Below are 21,269 nucleotides of genomic sequence, written 5' to 3'. Positions count from 1 at the left end.
GCTAATGCCCTTTGGAGAAAATGCTGAACATGGATGAATTGATCGTTGTGGAATTGGAAGGAGATACACTGACGCCGATTTCGATTTTTCAACGAATATCCGGAAAGAAAAAGTTTTTGCTGGAAAGCTCACTGAAGCATGAGAAAACTGGAAGGTATTCGTTTATCGGCGCAGATCCGGCTATTGAGCTGAAAGGATACGGGAAAACGACAGAAATTGTAAAAGGAAAGGTCAGAAAAATAAAAGACGAAAAACCGCTTGAAGTATTAAAAGCATTTCTCCCGAATAGAGATCAAACGGTGAAAGATATCCCTTTTATCGGCGGGGCGGTAGGATATGTGGCATATGATGCGATTCGTCAATACGAACGAATTGGAAAGGAACTTGACGATGATTTGCAGGTGCCTGATGTACATTTAATGTTTTTCGAAGAAGTGATCGTTTATGACCATTTGGAGCAAAAGGTATTCATCATCGGAACGCCGATTCAGCGGGAAACAAGCAATGAACATATCAGAAAAAAAGTTCTCAAACGGAAGGAAGAAGTACTGAATGGTACCGACATCACTCCCGTTTTAAAAGCTTCGATATCGTCCTTTAAGGCTTCCATGAAGAAAGATGATTTTATTGAAAAAGTAAAAATCGCAAAGAACTACATTCTTGAAGGAGACATCTTTCAGGTTGTTCTGTCGCAGCGTTTGGAAGCAGCGATTGAAGGTGACCCGTTCTCGTTTTACCGGAAATTAAGAATTGATAATCCATCACCATACATGTACTACCTTGATTTTGAAGACTATGCAGTTGCCGGCGCTTCTCCGGAAAGCATTGTAAAGAAAGTTAAAACGAAAATTACGACAAACCCAATCGCCGGAACACGGCCGCGCGGTAAAAGTGAGGAAGAGGACAAAAGCCTGGAGAAGGAACTAATGGAGGATGAAAAAGAACTTGCCGAACATCGGATGCTTGTTGATCTTGGCCGCAATGATCTTGGCAGGGTTTGTGAATTTGGAAGCATCCAACTTGAAAAATATATGGAAATTGAAAAATACAAACATGTCATGCACATTGTCTCTGAAGTTAGCGGAACGTTAAAACAGCAATATGCACCGGTTGATGCATTAATATCTTGCCTCCCGGCCGGGACAGTGTCCGGGGCTCCAAAAATCAGGGCAATGGAAATCATTAATGAACTTGAAGAAGTAAAAAGAGGCGTATATTCAGGAGCGATCGGCTACTTTTCCGCAAATGGAAATATGGACTTTGCACTTGCGATCCGGACGATGCTTGTAAAAAACAACAAGGCTTATATACAGGCAGGTGCAGGGATTGTCCATGATTCGGTCCCGGAAAAAGAATACGAAGAGACGCTTCATAAATTAAGAGCATTTTTGGAGGATCATAAATGATACTGTTAATCGACAATTATGATTCATTTACATTCAATTTATATCAATATTTAGGCGAATTAGGCGAGGACGTACAGGTGGCAAGGAATGACCGGATCACCTTGAAGGAAATCGAAATGATGAATCCCGAAGCGATTGTTCTGTCGCCTGGGCCGGGAAGACCCGAAGTTGCAGGCATATGTGTAGATATCATAAAAGCTTTTTATCAAAAAATTCCGATTCTTGGTATATGCCTTGGCCATCAAGCAATTGGGTATGCTTTCGGGGCAGTGATTGAAAAGGCCGGCAAAGTCATGCATGGAAAAACGTCAAAACTGACTCATACAGGAACTTATTTATTCGAATATCTGCCTCAGCCGGTAGAAGTCATGCGATATCATTCGTTAGTCATTCAAAACGGCACACTCCCGGAAGCATTTAAAGTGCTTGCAAGATCGATGGATGATAACGAAATTATGGCGATAAAACATGAATCCTTCCCTCTTTACGGGCTTCAATTCCATCCGGAGTCGGTGGGTACAAAAACAGGGAAGCAGATTATAAACAACTTTTTAAAAAATATCAGGAAGGAGAACAGCCATGAAAGCTTTTCTTCAAAAATTAACTGAAAGAGAATCATTAACAGAATATGAGATGCAGGAAGCCGTCAGCTTTTTATTTTCCGAAGAAGTGACTGACAGTGAAATTGCCGCTTTCTTGATCGGGTTAAAAACAAAAGGGGAAACCGTAAACGAAATTGCCGGATTAGTAAAGGCGCTCAGGGAACATTCTCTTCCATTTAGAAAGAAAATTCCCAATGTTATGGATAATTGCGGAACGGGCGGCGACGGTTCGAAAAGTTTTAATATCAGCACAACTTCCGCATTTGTATTGGCGGGTGCAGGGATTCCGGTTGCTAAACACGGAAACCGCAGCATTTCAAGCAAGACCGGAAGCGCAGATGTTCTTGAGCATTTAGGGGTGAATATACATTTGCCGCCGGAACGGACGGAGGAATTAATTGAAGAAATCGGCATAGCTTTTTTGTTTGCACCGAATGTTCACCCCCGGATCAAACGAATTATGAAAGTAAGAAAAGACTTGAGGATTCCGACGATCTTTAATTTAATCGGTCCGCTGACAAATCCAATTGATCTCGAATACCAATTGCTTGGTATTTACCGCCGCAATCTGATCGGGATGTTTGCCGAAGTTTTAAACGCATTAGGACGAAAACGGGCTGTCGTTTTGAACGGTGCAGGATTTATGGATGAAGCTTCTCTTCAAGGAGAAAACCATTTAGTTGTGCTCGAAGAAGGGTCAATACGGAATATGACTGTCCATCCGGAAGAGGTCGGCCTGTCTGTTTACAACAATGAAGCCATCCGCGGCGGAGACGCAAAGGAAAACGCGGAAATTTTGACAAACATTCTGAAAGGCGAAAAAGGGGCAAGGCGTGAGACCGTTCTCCTTAACGCTGGAATTGGCATTTTTGCCGCCGGAAAAGCGGACTCCATACAGGAAGGTATTCAACTGGCAAAAGAAAGCATTGATTCCGGATCAGCGTTTGAGAAGCTGCAGCTCCTTATTGAAAAAAGCAAGGTAATTCAAATAGAGGTGATCTAAGTGGGAACGATTTTAGATAAAATTATTGAAACGAAGAAAGAGGAGATTACAAGGCTGAAAGCGGAAAAGCCTGCCATTTGCGAGCCTTATGTAAAAAGGTCTTTTTTATCAATCCTCGAAAATACAGAAGAAGTTGCCATCATTGCCGAATTTAAGCGGGCTTCCCCTTCAAAGGGAGACATTAATGCCGGGCTTGATCCGGTTGAACAGGCGAAATTGTATGAACGTTACGGTGCTGATGCCATTTCAGTGTTGACGGACACTCCTTATTTCAAAGGGTCGTTTAATGACCTTGAGGCGGTTAGGAAAGCAGTCGATGTTCCGATTTTGTGCAAGGATTTTATCATTGATCCGATCCAAATCGACCGGGCATATGCGTCAGGTGCAAACATCATTCTTTTGATAGCGGCGGCTCTTTCGGAAACAAGGCTGAAAGATCTTTATACCTATGCAAGTGCGAAAGAGCTGGAGGTATTAGTTGAAGTTCACAACGAAGAAGAACTGGAAAAAGCTTTAAAGACGGGAACAAAATTAATCGGCGTCAATAACCGGAATTTAAAGACGTTTGAAGTCGACCTTGCCGTTACGGAAAGGCTTGCGCCGAAAGTAAAGCAATCGGGCGCATTTCTCATCAGCGAGAGCGGTTTGAAAACGCGGGCGGATGTGGAGAGAGTCGTCCGCTCAGGCGCAAACGGAATTTTGGTCGGAGAAACATTTATGACAGGAGATAGCTTGGGAAATACGTTTAAGCAAATGAAAATGCCTCTATTAGGAGTGAAACAGCCGTGAAAGTAAAAATTTGCGGCATCACAGACCGTGGGACCGCTCTTGAAGCAGTTAAAGCTGGTGCAGATGCGATTGGCTTTGTTTTTGCCGAAAGCAAGCGGAAAATTTCCCCTAAGAATGCAAAAGAGATCGCTTTACATCTTCCGGCGGATGTGGTGAAAGTCGGCGTATTTGTTAATGAGGCAAAAGAGGTGATTGAGGCAACAGTCAAGGAAGCAGGATTGAACATGATTCAACTGCATGGGGATGAACCGCCGGAATTTTGCAATGGATTTTCTGTTCCGGTAATAAAAGCCATAAGCATTGAAACCCGAGATGATTTGCGAAAACTGAACGATTTTCCATGCGACTACATTCTTCTAGACAGCCCTAAGGGGAAATACCGCGGGGGAAATGGCATTAAGTTTGATTGGCGAATCGCCGAAGGGATTCAATCAGAAAAAAAGATTATTTTAGCTGGGGGCTTAACTCCTGACAATGTTTGCACTGCGATTCGGACTGTTCAGCCGTATATGGTTGATGTCAGCAGCGGTGTTGAAACAGCCGGAAAAAAGGATATCAAAAAAATAGCAGCGTTCATTGAAGATGCAAAAGGAGTGAGAATCTAATGACAACCTATACATTACCGGATCACAAAGGGCATTTTGGACCTTACGGCGGCAAATTTATACCGGAAACGCTGATGCAGGCCGTCATTGAATTGGAAGATGAATATAAAAAAGCGGCAAAAGACCCGGCTTTTCAGCAGCAATTGAAAGATTTACTTAAGGAATATGTTGGCAGGGAAACGCCTTTATACTATGCAGAAAACTTAACCAGGCACGGAAACGGGGCCAAAATTTATTTGAAACGGGAGGATTTAAACCATACCGGAGCCCATAAAATCAACAATACAATCGGCCAGGCGCTACTCGCCCTTCGAATGGGAAAGAAAAAAGTTGTGGCTGAAACAGGGGCCGGCCAGCACGGAGTCGCAACAGCTACGGTATGTGCTTTATTAAATCTCGAATGCGTGATATTTATGGGAGAAGAAGACATCAGACGACAGCAGCTGAATGTGTTTCGCATGGAACTGCTCGGAGCCAAAGTTGTCAGCGTTTCGTCAGGAAGCGGCACTTTAAAAGATGCCGTAAATGAAGCGCTTCGCTACTGGGTTGCAAACGTCAATGATACACATTACATTTTGGGGTCTGTGATGGGGCCGCATCCGTTTCCGATGATTGTCCGTGATTTTCAAAGTGTGATTGGGATGGAAACAAAGGAACAATTTTTTGCAAAAGAAGGAAGGCTGCCTGAAGCGATTGTTGCTTGTATTGGCGGGGGCAGCAATTCGATGGGCATGTTTTATCCGTTTTTGGAAGATGAGGAAGTAAAATTGTACGGAGTGGAAGCTGCCGGATTAGGGATTGATACTGGCCGACATGCGGCATCGCTTACAAAAGGCAAGCCGGGAGTATTGCATGGAGCCTATATGTATTTACTGCAGGACGAAGACGGACAAATCTTAGAGGCTCACTCGATTTCCGCCGGCCTTGATTATCCCGGCGTAGGCCCTGAGCATAGCTATTTAAAAGATACAGGCCGTGTCAGCTACGAATCGATCACAGATGAGGAAGCTCTTAAAGCATTTCAGCTGCTATCCCGTTTGGAGGGAATCATACCGGCTCTCGAGAGCGCACACGCAGTGGCTTATGCATTAAAACTTGCCGCGAAAATGAAGAAAGAAGAAGCGATCGTCGTTTGCTTGTCAGGGCGCGGAGATAAAGATGTTCCGCAAGTTAAAGCAAGATTGGGAAAGGAGCTGGAATCATGAACCGGATAGAAAAAACATTTGCAACCTTAAAAGAAAGAAATGAAAAAGCATTTGTTCCATATATAATGGCCGGGGATGGCGGACTTGATTCGCTTCAGGAAAAAATTGTTTTCTTGGAAAAAGCGGGTGCAACCGCGATTGAAATCGGAATTCCATTTTCCGACCCTGTTGCCGACGGTCCGACCATACAGCGTGCCGGCATCCGCGCCTTAAAGGAAGGAACCACATTACGAGGAGTTTTATCAGCGCTTGCGGAAATTCGTCCGATTGTTTCGATTCCTCTGATTGCGATGACGTATGTAAATCCTGTCCTTGCCTATGGAATGGGCAAGTTTATTCTTGACGCTAAAAAAGCAGGTGTGGACGGCTGTATTATTCCGGATCTTCCGATTGAAGAGGAAGAACTGATTGCTCCAATGTTGGAAGATTCAGGAATTGAATTGATCCGTCTCGTTACCTTAACAAGTCCGCTTGAACGGATAAAAGAAATTGCCGGACGGGGCAGAGGATTTTTATACGCCGTAACAGTGACGGGAATCACCGGAGCCCGGTCAGGTTTTCAAAAAGAGTTGAGCAAGTATTTAAATCGGGTAAAGAGTGTCAGCAATAAGCCGGTTCTCGCCGGATTTGGAATTTCCACACCGGAGCATGTAAGGGAAATGAGTCAGTACTGTGACGGCGTGATCGTCGGAAGCAAGATTATCGAGTTATTTGAACAGGGAGATTTGAAGGGAATTGAAGATTTAATAAAGGCCGCAAAGTCTTTTCAATCCGTTTAATAGCTGATTTATAAATGCACGGCTTCCGTTTGCAAGGTTTTCAGGAAATATCTGAAAGGACAGATCATTAGAATCTGTCCTTTGTTTTTCAAGATATTCAAATATTTACTTTGCAGCAGCTTAAAAGATGTTTCTACAAGAACATCCTACAATGATGAGTAAAACAAACAATACAACGATTAACGCAAAAGCGTTTCTAATTCCTCCAAATCCATCACTCATGCTTAGCACCTCCAATTCCCTTTGAATAGTCGTTTTTTTAAAATAGTTTGTTTTTTGCTCGTCCCAAATAAAACTATTCGATATTCTTAACTATTAAAAGAAGCAAAAACAACCTACGATAATTAATAGGACAAACAAAACAACGATCAACGCAAAATTACTGCCCATACCACCGTATCCAGCACCGTCGTAACCGTAACCACCGTAACCAGCACCGCAAGATCCCCAGCACATAAAATATCACCTCCCATTGGATTGATTAAGGAATGCTTTATCAGCAACCTTACTTTAAAATATGTTTCAAAAAAGAATTCGGTTGGACAAAGGTCACAAGGATAAAAATATCCATATTTGCCAGATATATTTACTTTAAATCTCTCTAAGGAGATCTTGTCTATAGGGTTCAAATCTGGTTTCTAACTAGAATTTTTTTATAAATAATTAGCTAAAACATCATAAATTAGAAGCGTATGCATGTAGCTACGCTTCTACCATTGAGGAGGTGAGACTGCTGCACGGTCGGCGGATTCATGCAGCTGGGTTTTCTCGAGAGATTTTTTTTCTCGTAATATAAGATATGAAGAAAAAACAAAAAGGAATGGACAGGTGTTGATTTAGCTTTGGAATTTTTAGAAAATGGACGCACCATGTAACTCATTTAACTTTATGTCGTAAAAAAATAATAAAACGTATTTTCAGTTATCTACAAGAAAAAATTTCCTATTTTTCTAAACACCGATTCAAAAATTTTAACTTTTCGTGCAATATTATACTTAAATTAAAATACATTCTACTAATAACCCACTGTTGTGTTGACTCAAGTTTTATGTATCTAAATTTTGGATAAGAGGTGTGTCAATATGAAAGTCGTGATTGCACCGGATTCATTTAAAGAAAGCTTAACGGCTATACAAGTTGCTGAGTCTATCGAAAAAGGTTTCCGCACGATATTTCCTGACGCGGATATTGTAAAGATCCCGATGGCTGACGGGGGAGAAGGAACGGTCAAGTCTCTTGTGGACGCCACAAATGGAACAATTGTTGAAAAAACAGTAACAGGTCCACTGGGAGAACCTGTTCAAGCATTTTTCGGACTTCTCGGAAATGGGAAAACGGCCGTCATCGAGATGGCAGCTGCATCAGGGCTTCATCTTGTGCCGGCGAACAAAAGAAATCCGCTCGTTACATCGACAAGAGGGACCGGTGAATTGATTTCTGCCGCACTTGATGAAGATGTTGAAAAAATCATTATCGGAATCGGCGGCAGCGCTACGAATGATGGAGGTGCCGGAATGGCGCGGGCAATCGGAGCAAAGTTTCTGGATGAAAAAGGAAATCAAATTAGCGAAGGCGGAGGATCCCTGGACCAATTAGCATCTATCGATGTATCCGGGATGGATCCCCGTCTCAAATTGGTGAAAATTGAAGTCGCTTGCGATGTAGACAATCCATTGACAGGTGAAAAAGGTGCTTCGGCAATTTTTGGTCCGCAAAAGGGTGCAACACCGGAAATGGTTCGCCAGCTTGATAAAAATCTCAAACATTATGCGCGAATTATTGAAAAAGATTTAGGAAAATCAATCGCAAAAGTGCCCGGCTCAGGAGCTGCCGGTGGCCTTGGCGGGGGACTTCTTGCCTTTTTGTCAGCCGAATTAAAAAGAGGGATTGATATCTTAATAGAAGCGACAAACTTTCATGAACATGTAAAAGATGCTTCCCTTGTAATTACCGGGGAAGGAAAAATCGATTCACAAACGATCTCCGGCAAAACGCCGATCGGGGTAGCCAAAACAGCGAAAAAATATGGTGTTCCAGTGATCGCGATAGCTGGAAATATTGCAAGCGACAGCGAGATTGTCCGCGAGCACGGAATTGATGCGGTATTCAGCATTGTTCCGGGTGTTATACCGTTATCAGACGCTTTTGAACATGCAGCAGAATATGTGGAAAGGGCTGCAGCAAATATTGCTTCACTTATAAAAATAGCAAAAGGGAAATGATGCACTGAACCAAAGATCGTGAAAAAGCGGTTTTTGGTTCAGTTTTTTTGAAAAAAGAAATTGAATACAAAGGTGAACTGTCCGTCCTATAGGTCAACTGAAATGTTTTAGTTATTTTTGTAGTAACAGAAAAGGAAACCCGCCAAATATAAACCATAAATGAAATGACAATGTAATTTTTCAGAAAACGGGCTGTAAAAAAGCTGCGTTAAAATGGAATAGGGATAAACTATATAATTGGCGGGAAGGTGTTTTCATGGATGAAATGACGAAACAATCGTACATACAGAAATCCCTTGAAGAATGGAAGGAAGATATATCTGAAGTTTTGAGCCAGATTGATCAAGAATATGAGCAAGTCAAACAAGAGTTGAAAGTTTATGCATATAAATAATGGCATCACAAAGCAAGTCATTCAGTCGACAGTGAACGAAGAAATCATTGAAACGATTCGCCAGCGTTACCATAAACCATTCGAGGAGAAATATGAACAGCTGAAAGAGTCTATCCGTGATTTAGAAGAAAAAAGGCGCGTTTTCCAAATGTTTGTACATAAAATTGACGAAGTCACCCGGAAGGAAACGGCAAAGCCTGTGTGAAATAATGAATTAAGTTAATTTGAACCGCCGCTTAAATCTCTATGCTGTCGGTCTTTCTACACAGAATTCCAACCCGCACCGGGAATTATTCAAAAAGTTGTTATACGAAACGGATGAGGCACTTTAACAAAACAGGGTCAACAATTACAATTGGCTCTGTTTTTATTATTTAAGCCCGGTGGAAATCCAGTTCATGGCGTCAAATCTGAGTGGGATTCGAACTTCAGGCTTTTCCACTTTATTCCTAATTTACAAGAGAGTCGACGTATTTTAATAAATATTCAGTTTCGTTGTCATCGCTTCTTTATAGTCTCCAATTAATCTTATCAATAGATTGATAAAGGAGATGATATGATGATTGCCAGTTTTGCAACTGCTTCTGCTGCCGCACTTCTTGCTGGTCTGATGATGTCACCGTCCTTTGAAGCGAAATCGAGTTCACCAGTGGAAAAAGAGTACAAAATTGAAACGGTCGCTCACCGTGGTGCATCAGGTTATGCACCGGAAAACACAATGGCTGCGTTTGAGAAAGCGTTTGACATGAATGCTGACTTCTTTGAACTGGATGTGCAAATGAGCAAAGATGGGGAAGTTCCATTTTGGGCAGGTTTTTTTGTTCGAAGATAAACCCGGACCTCTTAAAGCAGGTGTTAAAAAACCCTTTTGGGCAGCACTGCTTTAAGGGGTTTTTTTATGGCTGAAAAAGGTTTATAGTTCCAGGCTTTTTAAATGTGATTAAAAAAGTTAAAAGCAATGGCAATGAAAGAGCAAGGGTCTTATAGGGTTGTTTCTAAAAGACACGGAAAATAAATGTGGTATCCCGCAAAATAATTGCGGCAGCAACGCAAAAAGATTGCGTAATTTAATTGGTAAAAAACAGTAATATTGGATTATAAACAGAAGGGAGGAATCATTTAGGAAGAAACGATTGGTCTTTTGCACCTATATTTGGATCGTTCATATTGAGTTCATTTTGAAGTTTTATTGTTACAGTATAACAAAATTTGGAGGGAATGAGGTTGAGTATGAAACAAAATAGGAAAAAAAAGAAAAAGGTCATGCTTTGGTCTATCGTGGGGCTCACAATGATAGCCTTTCTTGTCTCACCATTCATATTTAAGAGCAGTGCAGCCGGATTTGATGAAGAAAAAGCCGCGACAGGAGATATCACTACCTATTACAGCTTTTCAGGAATCGTTGAACCAAAGTCCAGACAGAACATTTTTAGCACAAAGGAAATGCATATTAATGCGGTATTGGTTAAAGAAGGAGATCAAGTTAAGAAAAACGATGTATTGCTGAAAACTTCCAGCGGAGAAATAAAGGCTGATATCGATGGAGAAGTTGCGAAAATTTACACAAAGAATAACACTCATGCAGTTGAAGGGACACAGCTCATGGAAATTGCGGACTACACGAATATACAAACTAAAGTAAAAGTTGACGAGTATGATCTTGATTTTTTAGAGGTAAATAAAAAGGTCAAGGTTACAATCAACGCGTTGAATAAGGAAGTAAACGGCATCGTTTCTGCAATCTCAAAAGAAGCCCAAAACGAAAATGGCGTCTCTTACTTTACCGCAACGATTGACCTCGAAAAAGATAAGGCTATACGGCCGGGCATGAGTGCAGAGGCAAAAATATTAAATGAAAACGCAACCGGCGTAACCATTCTTCCGATGAAAGCTATACAGTTTGACAGCAAAAATAAGCCGTACGTTCTCATTCGGGCAGAAAAAGAAAAGCCGGCCAGAAAATATATTCAAACAGGCATTAATGATGGAACAGTTATTGAAATTAAAAGCGGAGTCAAGGCCGGCGATGTCATTATGATCCCTAAAACAACTTCAAAGGAAGACAGTTTTGAACATGGCGGAGCTGCGGATTCTGAAAAAACGACTGCAGGTGAACGATAATGAAAGATCAAATTCTTGTGATGAACAATATCACAAAAACTTATCATCTGGGCGGGGAAGAACAAATTGTATTGAATCGTATCAATCTAAAAATCAATAGAGGTGATTTCGTTTCAATCCTTGGACCATCCGGTTCAGGTAAAACAACACTTATGAATATTATTGGCTGCCTCGATTCACTTTCAAGTGGTGATTATGTTCTTTCGGATCAAAAGGTTGATGAGCTTGATGAAACAGAATTGGCAGCGATCCGGAACAAGGAGATCGGTTTTGTGTTTCAGCAGTTCCAGCTCCTTCCGCGATTTAGTGCGCTCCAAAATGTAGAGCTCCCTCTTGTCTATGCCGGAGTTTCGGAAAAAGAACGCAAAAATCGCGCCCGGGAAATGCTCGCCAGGGTAGGCCTCGCTGAAAAACTGAATCATCGCCCAAATCAACTTTCAGGAGGCCAGCAGCAGAGGGTTGCAATCGCGAGAGCTTTGGTAACAGAACCAACTGTTTTGCTTGCAGATGAACCTACCGGAGCGTTAGATCAAAAAACGGGCCATCAAATCATGGAGCTTTTTCAAGAGCTTCACGAAGAGGGAAAAACAATTATCATGATTACTCATGATACCGATATAGCCAGAAATGCAAGCAGGATTGTACACATATTAGACGGGAAACTAAGTGAGGGATGTGCGTAATGTTTAAGGAAAATATGAAAATGGCATGGATAAATCTAATTCATAACAAAATGCGCTCCTTCCTGACGATCCTGGGGATTGTGATAGGCGTCTCTTCCATTATCGCGCTCATCACCATAGTCAAGGGGGCAACAAATGAGATGACAAGCGAGTTTGCTACATTCGGGGCAGATAAAATAACCGTTACTGCAATGGGAACACCTCTAAAACAAGGGCTTATTCAAAGCGATATTAATAAGCTTGCAATTATCGATCATGTTGCCGGGGTTTCCCCGACCATTTCCGGGACGACATCTGTTACCTATTCCGGCAATGTGAAAACGGATGTGTCAGTTCAAGGTAAAAATGAAGTGTATTTTTCAAAGACAAGAGACGCTGTTGAAAGGGGAAGAGGGATAAACTCGCTAGATATAAAAAGTAAAAACAAAGTGTGCCTTATTGGTTCGAATATTGCCAAAGATTTGTTCTGGGGAATAGACCCCATTGGCAAAAAGCTGATTATAGGCGGCATCGCCTACAATGTGATCGGTATTTTACAGGAGTCAAACAGTTTTTCAAGTTCCTCCAATAATGATAGTGTCATCATTCCTTATACAACCTCCATAAGTCTCCTTGGGACCGGGTACATTTCGAGCGTTGACGTTTATATGAAGGATTCAAAAGACTCGGAAAAAATAACGAGAGATGTCGAATCTGTATTGAACGAGGCATTTAATTATAATGACGATGGTTTTTCAATCATGAATATGCAAGATATGCTGTCATCGATTAACGAGATGACTAGGATGCTATCTTTAATGCTTGCAGGCATCGCTTCCATATCACTTGTCGTTGGAGGCATTGGCATTATGAATATGATGCTTGTCTCGGTTACGGAAAGAACGACAGAGATTGGTCTGAGAAAGGCTCTCGGGGCGGAACCTCGACGGATTCAACAACAATTTTTAATAGAAGCAGTATTCCTTTCGGTCTTTGGTGGAATAATCGGCCTACTCCTAGGCGCTTTGATCGCTTTTGCAGTATGTTCACTGATCGGCACAAGTTTCTTGCTTTCAACCTCGACCGTACTGCTGGCGCTTGGGTTTTCAGCAGCAATAGGGATTATTTTTGGCATTGCACCTGCAAGAAAAGCATCACAACTTAACCCAATTGACGCACTTAGAAGTATTTAAACTGAGTGATTCAAATCCTCAAGTTGAGCGTTTTATATCACTATACTAAGGTTCTGCCGGGGGGCAGATCAATGATGATTCATGGTTTCATTTCCCTTTTCAATATTTTATTATCTCGGACAAATAAGGAAGAACCAGTATAAAAGTAAAAAGAAAATGAAAGGAGTTCTTTCGTTGAATGAGTTTAAACAATTTTTCCCATATGTAAAAAAAGAAACGAAGCTCTATATGTGGGGATTTGTCGGGAGTTTGTTCCGCTTTCTGATCCCCCTTACCGTTCCTTTGATATTAAAATACATTTTCGATCACTTGCTGCAAAATGAAGCATTGTCCCGTGCCGAAAAAATCGGCCAATTGTCATTCATTGCTGTTTCAATGCTTGTTGTTTTTATTTTCATTCGAAAACCGATGGAATACGTGAGGCAATTTTGCATTCATAAGGCCAATAACAACATCATTAAGGCACTCCGGAAAGATGCGTTTAATAAAATCCATTCCCTTGATGCCAAGTATTTTGCGGACAATAAAAGCGGAGAAATCGGGACCCGCTTCTTTGATGACATTGAAAAAGTAAGAGGCTATTTGACCGCCGTGTTCGGGAACATCTGGATTGAAATGATCGTTTTGGTGTTTGTCATGGCTGTGATGTTGACGTTAAACATCAAATTGGCAATCCTTTCTGTTTTATTGGTCAGCTTTCAATTTCTCCTGGCGCATGTTCTTTCAAAAAGGTTTAAGAAATCAACGCGAAACATGATGAATTACCGGTCCGTGCTAAGCGGGTTTGTTTTTGAAAAAATCCAGGGTGCTTTTCTGTCAAAATTGTTTTCATCCGAGAAACATGACAAAGAAGAACTGGATAAACATTTGGCACATTACGAGGTCCTTACAGATAAGCATGCAAGGTTAAATGCGATTACACTGGCTTCCGTCAACGTTTTAAGTGATATGACTCCTTTCATTGTTGCATTAACCGCCAGTCTTTTTGTGATCGATGGCAGTTTAACCGCCGGCAGTTTAATTGCTTTCTTTGCTTATGTTGATAAAATGAGAAGCCCTGTGGCCGCCTTGGTTCAAGCTTTCCCTGTCATCACGGAAGGAACGGTCGCTTTACAAAGGATATTTGATTTCTTCCATATCCCTTCAACGATAAAGGAAAAGGATGACCCTGTTGAATTAAAGGAGTTTTCAGATTCAATCGTGTTTAATCGTGTATCTTTTTCCTACAATGAAAACAGGAAAGTGATCAAAAACTTGTCCTTTAAAATAGAAATAGGCAAAACGTATGCATTTGTCGGAGAGAGCGGGGGAGGAAAGAGTACGGTATTACAGCTTTTAAACAGAATGTATGATGTGGATAGCGGTGAAATCTTAATTGATGGTGTGAATATAAAAGACTATTCCTTATCAAGCCTCAGGAAGCATATTGGAATGGTTATCCAGGATAACTTTTTATACAGTTCTTCTATTAAAGACAATATAAAAATGGCTAAGCTTGAAGCAACAGATGATGAAATCATCTCAGCTTCGATCAAGGCTTTCGCCCATGATTTCATCGCACCGTTGCCTCAAGGCTATGATACAGAAATTGGCGAAAGAGGGATAAAGCTTTCAGGAGGCCAAAAACAGCGGATTGCACTAGCCCGCGTTTTTTTGAAAGACCCATCACTGATTATCCTGGATGAAGCGACGAGCGCCCTTGATAATGAAAGTGAAAAACTTGTCCAGGAATCAATTAATCAGATTAAAGGCGGTAAAACAATTATTATGATTGCCCACAGGCTTTCAACGATTGTAGATGCCGATACCATTTTTGTGATGAAAAACGGGGAGATCGTCGAAAGCGGCACCCATCATAGATTACTTGAATTAAACGGTTATTATAAGGAGTTATATTCAAGACAGAATCCGGCACAATCAGAAGCGGCAGTAAAGTATGCCATTTAAGGGATATATAAAAAATTTACTTAATAGGAGAGTGGAAGCGATGAAAAAATGGGGAATTGCGGCCGTTCTATATCTGGCTTTAGTGATAGGCGGATATTCAGTGTATGCTGAATGGTTTGCCGATGAAAAACAGCCCGAGTCTCATGGCCACAATCAATCTGCGTCATATGAATCATCCAAAAGCCGGGAAAAATCTGCGCCACATGATGAATCTCAAGGCCATAGTGATCACGCAGAAGCAAACAATAGCAGCCATCAGCATGGAAGCAGCGCGGCACATGAAGGCAGCAGCGAGGTAAGCGTGTTTGTTAAATCGGATCAAGATGAGTTAAAGATTTTCTTAAAAGATAAGTCGGCAAATCCAGTGGAAGATCTGGAAGTAAATCATGAGAAGCTTCTTCATCTTATCGTAGTGGATGACCAGCTGCATAAATATTATCACTTACACCCTGAACAGACAGGCAAGGGCGAATTTACAATTGGAAATAATCTGCCTGATGGATTTTATAAGGCATTCGTTGACATTAAACCGAAAAATTTAGCTTATCATGTAGCACCTGTTCCATTTATCGTTGGAAATCCCGGAATGTCAACCCATAGCCGTGGCCTTCAGCCGGACGAAACATTAAGCAAGAATGTAGACGGCGAAAACGTAAAACTAACTATGAGTTCTTTTAAGGCAAATGAACCGGTAACGTTAACCTTTGATCTTGATAAAACAAATTTGACCCCTTATCTGGGAGCGATGGGTCACGTGGTCATTCTTGATGAAAATGCCCAGAATTTCCTTCATGTGCATCCGGCAAATGACAAGGATACGGTTTTTGAAACACAGTTTGAAAAGCCAGGCATTTATAAGATATGGGCTGAGTTCAAGCAAAATGGAAAAGTCAGGGCGTTCTCATTTGTAGTGGAGATAAAATAGCGGTCTTTTTGGCCATTACGCAAAAAATATCGGTTAATTGGTACATTTTTCATGTATTATCAATATATAGGAAATGTTTAATTGCTAACATTTTATGGAAAATGATGATAACGATGGAAAACAAAGTCCAATCCAATTGGGAGTTTGAAACGATTTACAAACACGCATTGGATATCATTATGATCATTGACCAAAATCGTCTTGTACGGTTTTCGACACCTTCTTTTAAAAAAACTACCGGATACAGTCCTGAGGAATTGAAAGACATATTTGATATTGTACAACCTGATGAAAGAGAAAATTTAATGGAAAGACATAGGAATGTTATCTTGACCCAACAGCCTTCCAAGAGTGAGTACAGGATAATTACCCGCTCCGGCCATATTAAATATTTTGAGTGTCGGACGATGCCTGTAGAAAGTCAAGATAATCTTACAGTCGTTACGGTCCGGGATATTACCGAAAGAAAAAATATGGAGATAGAGCTTCAAAATAGAAAGGATCGATATAAATTATTGCAAAACAGTTTGAAAAATTTTTCCCAAGACTTGTCTTCGGTAATGAAAGTATCAGATCTCAAAGAAAGATTAATCCATGAAATAAATACAGTTTTGCCAGATTCCCAGCCGGCGATCTTACAATTTAATAAAGAAAATCAGATAATCGAAGAAGCTCATTTTCTTGAATTTCAACCCGATTTGCAAAATTTTCCGGTTGGCAAGATCGTAAACGTTAACGATAAGGTTCTAATAAAAGTAGGAGAGCGGACCAGCCATGCCTACATCCTCATTCTCAATGCACAATCTATAGAAGAGGAAATGGATTCCATTTGGCTGGAAACAATCGTTTACTACGCCAATATGGTATTTGAGAGCTTGGATGTAATCGAGAATCTAATGAATCAATTGGAAGCTGCCATGCAAAGCAGCCAAACACCGCTTTGGATCTTGCGGCTCTTGTTCAATCTTTCCGAAAAAGAACGGCTCCATTTATCAAGTGATTTGCATGATACAGTCCTGCAGGATCAAATTGATTTGTACAGAAGAATGGAATCATTGCTTCATCGCCATGAATTTGACAACGAAATAAAAGCACTGCTTAAAGGAATTGAACAAGGACTGCTGGACACCATTCACCAAATCCGGATGACATGTAATGAACTTCGGCCACCGTTGCTAAGGGAATTGGGTTTAGAGCGGGCATTGGAAAATTTATTTGAATATACCCAAGTTTCTTCAACTTTTAAAATTTATTTTTCAACAGACAATACTTCCAGTCTTCAATTAAATGAGGAACAAACGATCGGAATTTATCGAATCGTACAGGAATTGATCAACAATGCGACAAAACATTCCAAGGCTTCAAAAATTCACCTTCATATTAGTGCCCGGGAAGACAAAATGATGTTTGAATATTCTGATGACGGTGTGGGCTTTGAACTGGATAAGTTAAAACCGTCCTTTAACAACATGGGATTAACAAGCATTAAGCAACGCGTTCAGAGCCTTTCAGGCAATGTAGAGTTTTATTCAAAACCGAATTGCGGATTAAAAGTTACTATGCAAATTCCATGTACCGGCATTGGAGATAAAAAAATTTGAGAGGTTTTTACGATGATAAATATTTTGATAGTCGATGACCATTTATCTATATTGGAAGGTACAAAAATGCTATTGGAGCAGGAACCCGATTTTAACATTTCAATAGAAAACAGTTCTTTGAACGCATTAAATAAAATTAAGCTGCAACATTATGATATATTGCTGTTTGATTTGTATATGCCGCACTTGAACGGGCTTGAACTAACAAAAAAAGCTTTAGCGTATAATCAAGATTTAATTGTATTAATTTACACCGGTTTTGATATTAAACCACATTTTAATTTATTGGTTGAAGCCGGAGTTTCCGGTTTTTTATCCAAAACTTCTTCAAGAGAAGAACTTGTGATAGGAATAAGATGCGCCCTGCGTCAACAGGTTATCTTGCCGCTTTCGCTTGTAAGAGAACTAAGAAGGCCGGGCTTCGTTTCCGGCGGCACCAATTCTCAAGATACAGTAATCCTGACGAAAACAGAAGAAGACATATTGGCGGAACTGGCAAAGGGTAAAAGTACAAGAGAAATGGCTAATTCTTTATCGATGAGCCAACGATCACTGGAATATAATTTAACGTTGCTCTACCAAAAGTTTGGGGTTAGGACGCGGTAGACACAAAAAATTTATCAATTTTCAGCAGCTGCCATTAGGTGTTAACTCTAAAAGAGGGATTTGAACTCTGTCCGGCCGATGCCTGCCAGATTCGAGATATCTTAATACGGGCCAGACCCCGATCAAATTTATTAGAAAATTATTATATTAATTATCTAATCTGCTATAATAGATGAGGAATTGATAATTTCATAGCAAGAATGTAGGGGAACCGGTGTTGCCGGTTGAGATTTCATCCGAAAGATGATGACCCTTAGAACCTGAACTGGTTCAGACCAGCGGAGGGAACATTGTTCGTCTAGGCGCTCAGGTTCTGACCTGGGCGCATTTCATTTGTTCCCGGGCTTGCGAATTCTAAATTACATAAGGAGCATTCCTGTAATGAAGAAATTTGAGGTTTGAAACAAAAAGAGCCCTCTTGGTATAGTACAGGGTGTCAATGCATTGACCCCGAATTAATAAGTTACCAAGGAGGACTCAATAATGAATTATACTCAAAATCGAAAAATCTCGCAAATCACACCATCAACATTAATAATCGGCATTGATATTGCCAAAGACAAACACGTGGCACGGGCACAAGACGATCGAGGAATTGAATTTGGAAAACGCTTGATCTTTGAAAATCGCATACATGGTTTCCAAATGCTTTTAGATTGGGTGAATCGACACCAAAAAGAAAATGATAAGAACCATGTGATTTTTGGGGTTGAACCAACCGGGCCCTACTGGTTAAATCTCGCTTATTTCCTTACCGCAAAGGGCTATGACTTTGTGCTAGTCAATCCGATGCATGTAAAGAAAAGCAAAGAGCTTGATGACAACTCTCCAACAAAAAACGATACAAAAGACGCCAGAGTGATTGCACAGCTGATTAAAGACGGCCGATACTCCGTACCAAATCTCTTAGACGGCATTTACGCGGAACTAAGAGAAGGCGTCAAAATAAGAGATCAGCTCACTCAACAGCTTGCCATCACAGAAGGACGTATTCAAAATTTGATTCAACGTTATTTTCCGGAGTTTTTCGATGTTTTCGGGGATTGGGAAGGAAAAGCAGCTCTTTGCACGCTAAAACTGTTTCCATTTCCTTCTCAAATTAAAGAAATGACACCTGAAGAGATTCTCTCAAAGTGGAAGCCATTTGTACAACGAGGAGTTGGAATGAAGCGAGCAACGAAACTAGTGGAAACGGCCAAAAAGAGCATTGGAATTCAAATCGGGATTCAGTTTGCCAAACGTGAAATGGAATATCTGATTGACCAATATGAGCTTTATCAAACGCAGTTGGAAGAGTTGGATCAGGAGCTAGAAGCTCTTGTAGAAACGATCCCAGGTGCTAAGCAAATGATGAATATTTCTGGGTTAGGTGTTACAACAGTCGCTCTATTCTTCGCTGAAGTGGGTGATCTCACAAAGTACAGTCACCCTCAGCAATTAGTTAATCTGGCAGGCCTTTCATTACGTGAGCATAGTTCTGGAAAATTTAAAGGACAAACCAGAATAACGAAACGGGGACGAAGCAGGCTGCGTAAAGCTCTGTACCTAGCGATTCGGCCACTCGTTGCCCATAATCCAACTTTTAAAGCTTTACATCAATACTATACAAAACGATCTGAAAGGCCTTTAAAAAAGCAACAGTCTCTCATCGCTTTGTGTTGTAAGCTATTACGTGTCTTATTTGTCATTGGTCAAAAACAGTGTGAATTTGATGGTTCAAAATTATTGCAAGGCTTGCCTCAAATTACATTACAAGTTGCTTAAACCGATTTATTAACCAATTTGTTAATCAAATTACTATCGAATACTTCAAGTATTTCTAAAGACAAACACCAATAGTGCCGAGTCGGAGTTTATTTTTACCATACGGGCTTATGACCCAGCTGAGGAGCTTATCCGACCTCCACCTCATGGATACGCAGGACGAAGGAATGTATGGATCCCAATCCGGTGATACATGGGAGGGTTAGCGACCGTGAGATGAGTGGAGATTTTGCGCACGGTCATAACTGTTATTACCAAACAATACCAGTTTGGTTGGTAGGATGGCCCCCCATCTGTAAGAAATTTAAATAAATTCAATTTATAACCATGATTTTCGGTGGATCAACTATTAGGTGTTAATGAAATTTAGAGAAAACGTGAGTATTCGGGAGAATTTTAAAGTATATAGAGGGAGGAAACAGTAATGAAAAAATGGCTCGCATTGCTTTTTTCAGCCATGCTCTTAACGGGCTGCGGTACTGACAAGAATGATTCATCATCAGACAAGAACACTGCAACAACAGACAAAAAAGAAAAATCACTTGAAAAAGTGTCGGTTGTGCTCGATTGGACGCCGAACACCAATCACACCGGATTATATGTAGCGAAAGAAAAAGGCTATTTCGAACAGGAAGGATTGGATGTAGAAATAGTGAAGCCGGGTGAGACGGGAGCGGATCAGCTAGTGGCATCCGGAAAATCTGAATTTGGGGTCGGTTACCAGGAAGGAATTACGCAGGCGCGTATTCAAGGCGTTCCGATTGTGTCGATCGCGGCGATCATTCAGCACAACACTTCAGGATTTGCATCGCCGGTTGAAAAAAATATCAAATCACCGAAGGATTTTGAAGGAAAGACTTACGGCGGATGGGGCTCACCGGTTGAAAAGTCAGTGATCAGCTCTTTAATGAAAAAAGAAAATGCCGATGTCAATAAAGTAAAGATTGTAAACATCGGAGATACGGATTTCTTTACCGCGGTAAAAAAAGACATCGATTTTGCATGGATTTATTACGGTTGGACTGGTGTTGAAGCAGAGCTTCGCGGCGAGAAATTGAATATGATTTATTTAACGGATTATTCCAAAAACCTTGACTATTACACACCGGTCTTAACGACAAACGAAACAATGATTTCGAAAAAACCTGAGATCGTTAAAGCATTTGTGAACGCCGCATCAAAAGGCTATCAATTTGCGATTAAAAATCCTAAAGAAGCGGCAGATATTTTAATTAAAGCAGAGCCAGACCTTGATCCGGAATTAGTGAAAAAGAGCCAAGAATGGCTGGCATCAAAATATCAGGATGATGCGCCAAGATGGGGCGAACAAAAACTTGAAGTTTGGGAAAATTACGCGTCCTGGATGTATGAAAATGGTTTATTAGAAAAAAAGCTTGATGCCAAAAAAGCATTCACCAATGAATTTTTGCCGGAATAGGGAGGAA

At 40.8% G+C, this 21,269-nt stretch carries 19 protein-coding genes, 2 pseudogenes and 1 riboswitch; of the genes and pseudogenes, 19 read left to right on the top strand and 2 right to left on the bottom strand.

Going from position 1 to position 21,269, the window contains the following annotated elements:
• The first annotated feature begins 20 nt into the window (after positions 1-20).
• From trpE to trpA, 7 genes are read left to right on the top strand one after another with little or no spacing between them, the layout of a single operon-like run.
• Positions 21-1,406 carry an anthranilate synthase component I gene (gene trpE / locus C0966_RS07320; RefSeq protein ID WP_274855727.1) on the top strand — a complete coding sequence of 462 codons (1,386 nt, stop codon included), beginning with the start codon at positions 21-23 and terminating at the stop codon, positions 1,404-1,406.
• Positions 1,403-2,014 (top strand): anthranilate synthase component II, encoded by a 612-nt coding sequence (locus C0966_RS07315; RefSeq protein WP_274854597.1) that lies wholly within the window; start codon positions 1,403-1,405, stop codon positions 2,012-2,014. Before trpE ends, C0966_RS07315 begins: the two co-directional genes overlap by 4 nt.
• Complete coding sequence (trpD, locus tag C0966_RS07310; protein ID WP_274854595.1) at positions 1,986-3,011, top strand: anthranilate phosphoribosyltransferase; 1,026 nt, start codon at positions 1,986-1,988, stop codon at positions 3,009-3,011. Before C0966_RS07315 ends, trpD begins: the two co-directional genes overlap by 29 nt.
• The gene (gene trpC / locus C0966_RS07305; RefSeq protein WP_274854593.1) at positions 3,012-3,800 is read left to right on the top strand and encodes an indole-3-glycerol phosphate synthase TrpC; all 789 of its coding nucleotides are present in this window, start codon (positions 3,012-3,014) and stop codon (positions 3,798-3,800) included. It abuts the gene before it with no gap.
• Positions 3,797-4,405, top strand: a complete 609-nt coding sequence (locus C0966_RS07300) for a phosphoribosylanthranilate isomerase (RefSeq protein WP_274854592.1) — start codon at positions 3,797-3,799, stop codon at positions 4,403-4,405. The genes trpC and C0966_RS07300 overlap by 4 nt, the downstream gene beginning before the upstream one ends.
• Positions 4,405-5,610, top strand: a complete 1,206-nt coding sequence (gene trpB / locus C0966_RS07295) for a tryptophan synthase subunit beta (protein ID WP_274854590.1) — start codon at positions 4,405-4,407, stop codon at positions 5,608-5,610. The genes C0966_RS07300 and trpB overlap by 1 nt, the downstream gene beginning before the upstream one ends.
• Entirely contained in the window at positions 5,607-6,389 is a 783-nt protein-coding gene (trpA, locus tag C0966_RS07290) for a tryptophan synthase subunit alpha (protein ID WP_274854588.1), read from the top strand. Before trpB ends, trpA begins: the two co-directional genes overlap by 4 nt.
• A 120-nt stretch (positions 6,390-6,509) precedes the next feature.
• Here trpA and C0966_RS07285 read toward each other — a convergent pair whose 3' ends face one another.
• Entirely contained in the window at positions 6,510-6,611 is a 102-nt protein-coding gene (locus tag C0966_RS07285) for a YjcZ family sporulation protein (RefSeq protein ID WP_274854587.1), read from the bottom strand.
• Between the two features lie 93 nt (positions 6,612-6,704).
• On the bottom strand, positions 6,705-6,845 hold the full coding sequence (locus tag C0966_RS07280) for a YjcZ family sporulation protein (RefSeq protein WP_274854586.1): 141 nt from the start codon (positions 6,843-6,845) through the stop codon (positions 6,705-6,707).
• Positions 6,846-7,471: 626 nt separating this feature from the next.
• On the opposite strand from C0966_RS07280, the gene C0966_RS07275 reads away from it, so the two are divergent.
• The 12 genes and pseudogenes from C0966_RS07275 to C0966_RS07220 all read left to right on the top strand — a co-directional run bounded on the left by C0966_RS07275 (position 7,472) and on the right by C0966_RS07220 (position 21,262).
• Positions 7,472-8,611 carry a glycerate kinase gene (locus C0966_RS07275; RefSeq protein ID WP_274854584.1) on the top strand — a complete coding sequence of 380 codons (1,140 nt, stop codon included), beginning with the start codon at positions 7,472-7,474 and terminating at the stop codon, positions 8,609-8,611.
• A 256-nt stretch (positions 8,612-8,867) separates the two neighbouring features.
• Positions 8,868-9,210, top strand: a pseudogene (locus C0966_RS07270) (hypothetical protein).
• Positions 9,211-9,618: 408 nt separating this feature from the next.
• Positions 9,619-9,804: pseudogene (locus C0966_RS07265) on the top strand (glycerophosphodiester phosphodiesterase); the annotation flags it as partial.
• 431 nt (positions 9,805-10,235) lie between these two features.
• The gene (locus tag C0966_RS07260) at positions 10,236-11,126 is read left to right on the top strand and encodes an efflux RND transporter periplasmic adaptor subunit (RefSeq protein ID WP_274855726.1); all 891 of its coding nucleotides are present in this window, start codon (positions 10,236-10,238) and stop codon (positions 11,124-11,126) included.
• The gene (locus C0966_RS07255) at positions 11,126-11,809 is read left to right on the top strand and encodes an ABC transporter ATP-binding protein (protein WP_274854582.1); all 684 of its coding nucleotides are present in this window, start codon (positions 11,126-11,128) and stop codon (positions 11,807-11,809) included. Before C0966_RS07260 ends, C0966_RS07255 begins: the two co-directional genes overlap by 1 nt.
• On the top strand, positions 11,809-12,981 hold the full coding sequence (locus tag C0966_RS07250) for an ABC transporter permease (protein ID WP_274854581.1): 1,173 nt from the start codon (positions 11,809-11,811) through the stop codon (positions 12,979-12,981). The genes C0966_RS07255 and C0966_RS07250 overlap by 1 nt, the downstream gene beginning before the upstream one ends.
• A 174-nt stretch (positions 12,982-13,155) precedes the next feature.
• Positions 13,156-14,928 (top strand): ABC transporter ATP-binding protein, encoded by a 1,773-nt coding sequence (locus tag C0966_RS07245; RefSeq protein WP_274854579.1) that lies wholly within the window; start codon positions 13,156-13,158, stop codon positions 14,926-14,928.
• 40 nt (positions 14,929-14,968) lie between these two features.
• Positions 14,969-15,853, top strand: coding sequence for a hypothetical protein (locus C0966_RS07240; RefSeq protein ID WP_274854578.1), 885 nt, complete (start codon positions 14,969-14,971; stop codon positions 15,851-15,853).
• 113 nt (positions 15,854-15,966) lie between these two features.
• Positions 15,967-17,454, top strand: coding sequence for a PAS domain-containing sensor histidine kinase (locus C0966_RS07235; protein ID WP_274854577.1), 1,488 nt, complete (start codon positions 15,967-15,969; stop codon positions 17,452-17,454).
• Positions 17,455-17,466: 12 nt separating this feature from the next.
• The gene (locus C0966_RS07230; RefSeq protein WP_274854576.1) at positions 17,467-18,060 is read left to right on the top strand and encodes a response regulator transcription factor; all 594 of its coding nucleotides are present in this window, start codon (positions 17,467-17,469) and stop codon (positions 18,058-18,060) included.
• Positions 18,061-18,254: 194 nt separating this feature from the next.
• Positions 18,255-18,364: riboswitch (TPP riboswitch) on the top strand.
• Positions 18,365-18,543: 179 nt separating this feature from the next.
• Complete coding sequence (locus tag C0966_RS07225) at positions 18,544-19,824, top strand: IS110 family transposase (protein ID WP_274854009.1); 1,281 nt, start codon at positions 18,544-18,546, stop codon at positions 19,822-19,824.
• 424 nt (positions 19,825-20,248) lie between these two features.
• A complete protein-coding gene (locus C0966_RS07220; protein WP_274854575.1) occupies positions 20,249-21,262 on the top strand; it encodes an ABC transporter substrate-binding protein in 1,014 nt (337 codons plus the stop codon).
• The last annotated feature ends 7 nt before the right edge of the window (positions 21,263-21,269 follow it).

Source organism: Bacillus methanolicus (assembly GCF_028888695.1).
GTDB classification, from domain to species: domain Bacteria; phylum Bacillota; class Bacilli; order Bacillales; family Cytobacillaceae; genus Bacillus_Z; species Bacillus_Z methanolicus_B.
Note: the sequence above shows the minus strand (reverse complement) of the source record. Positions and strands in the feature narration are given on the sequence as shown.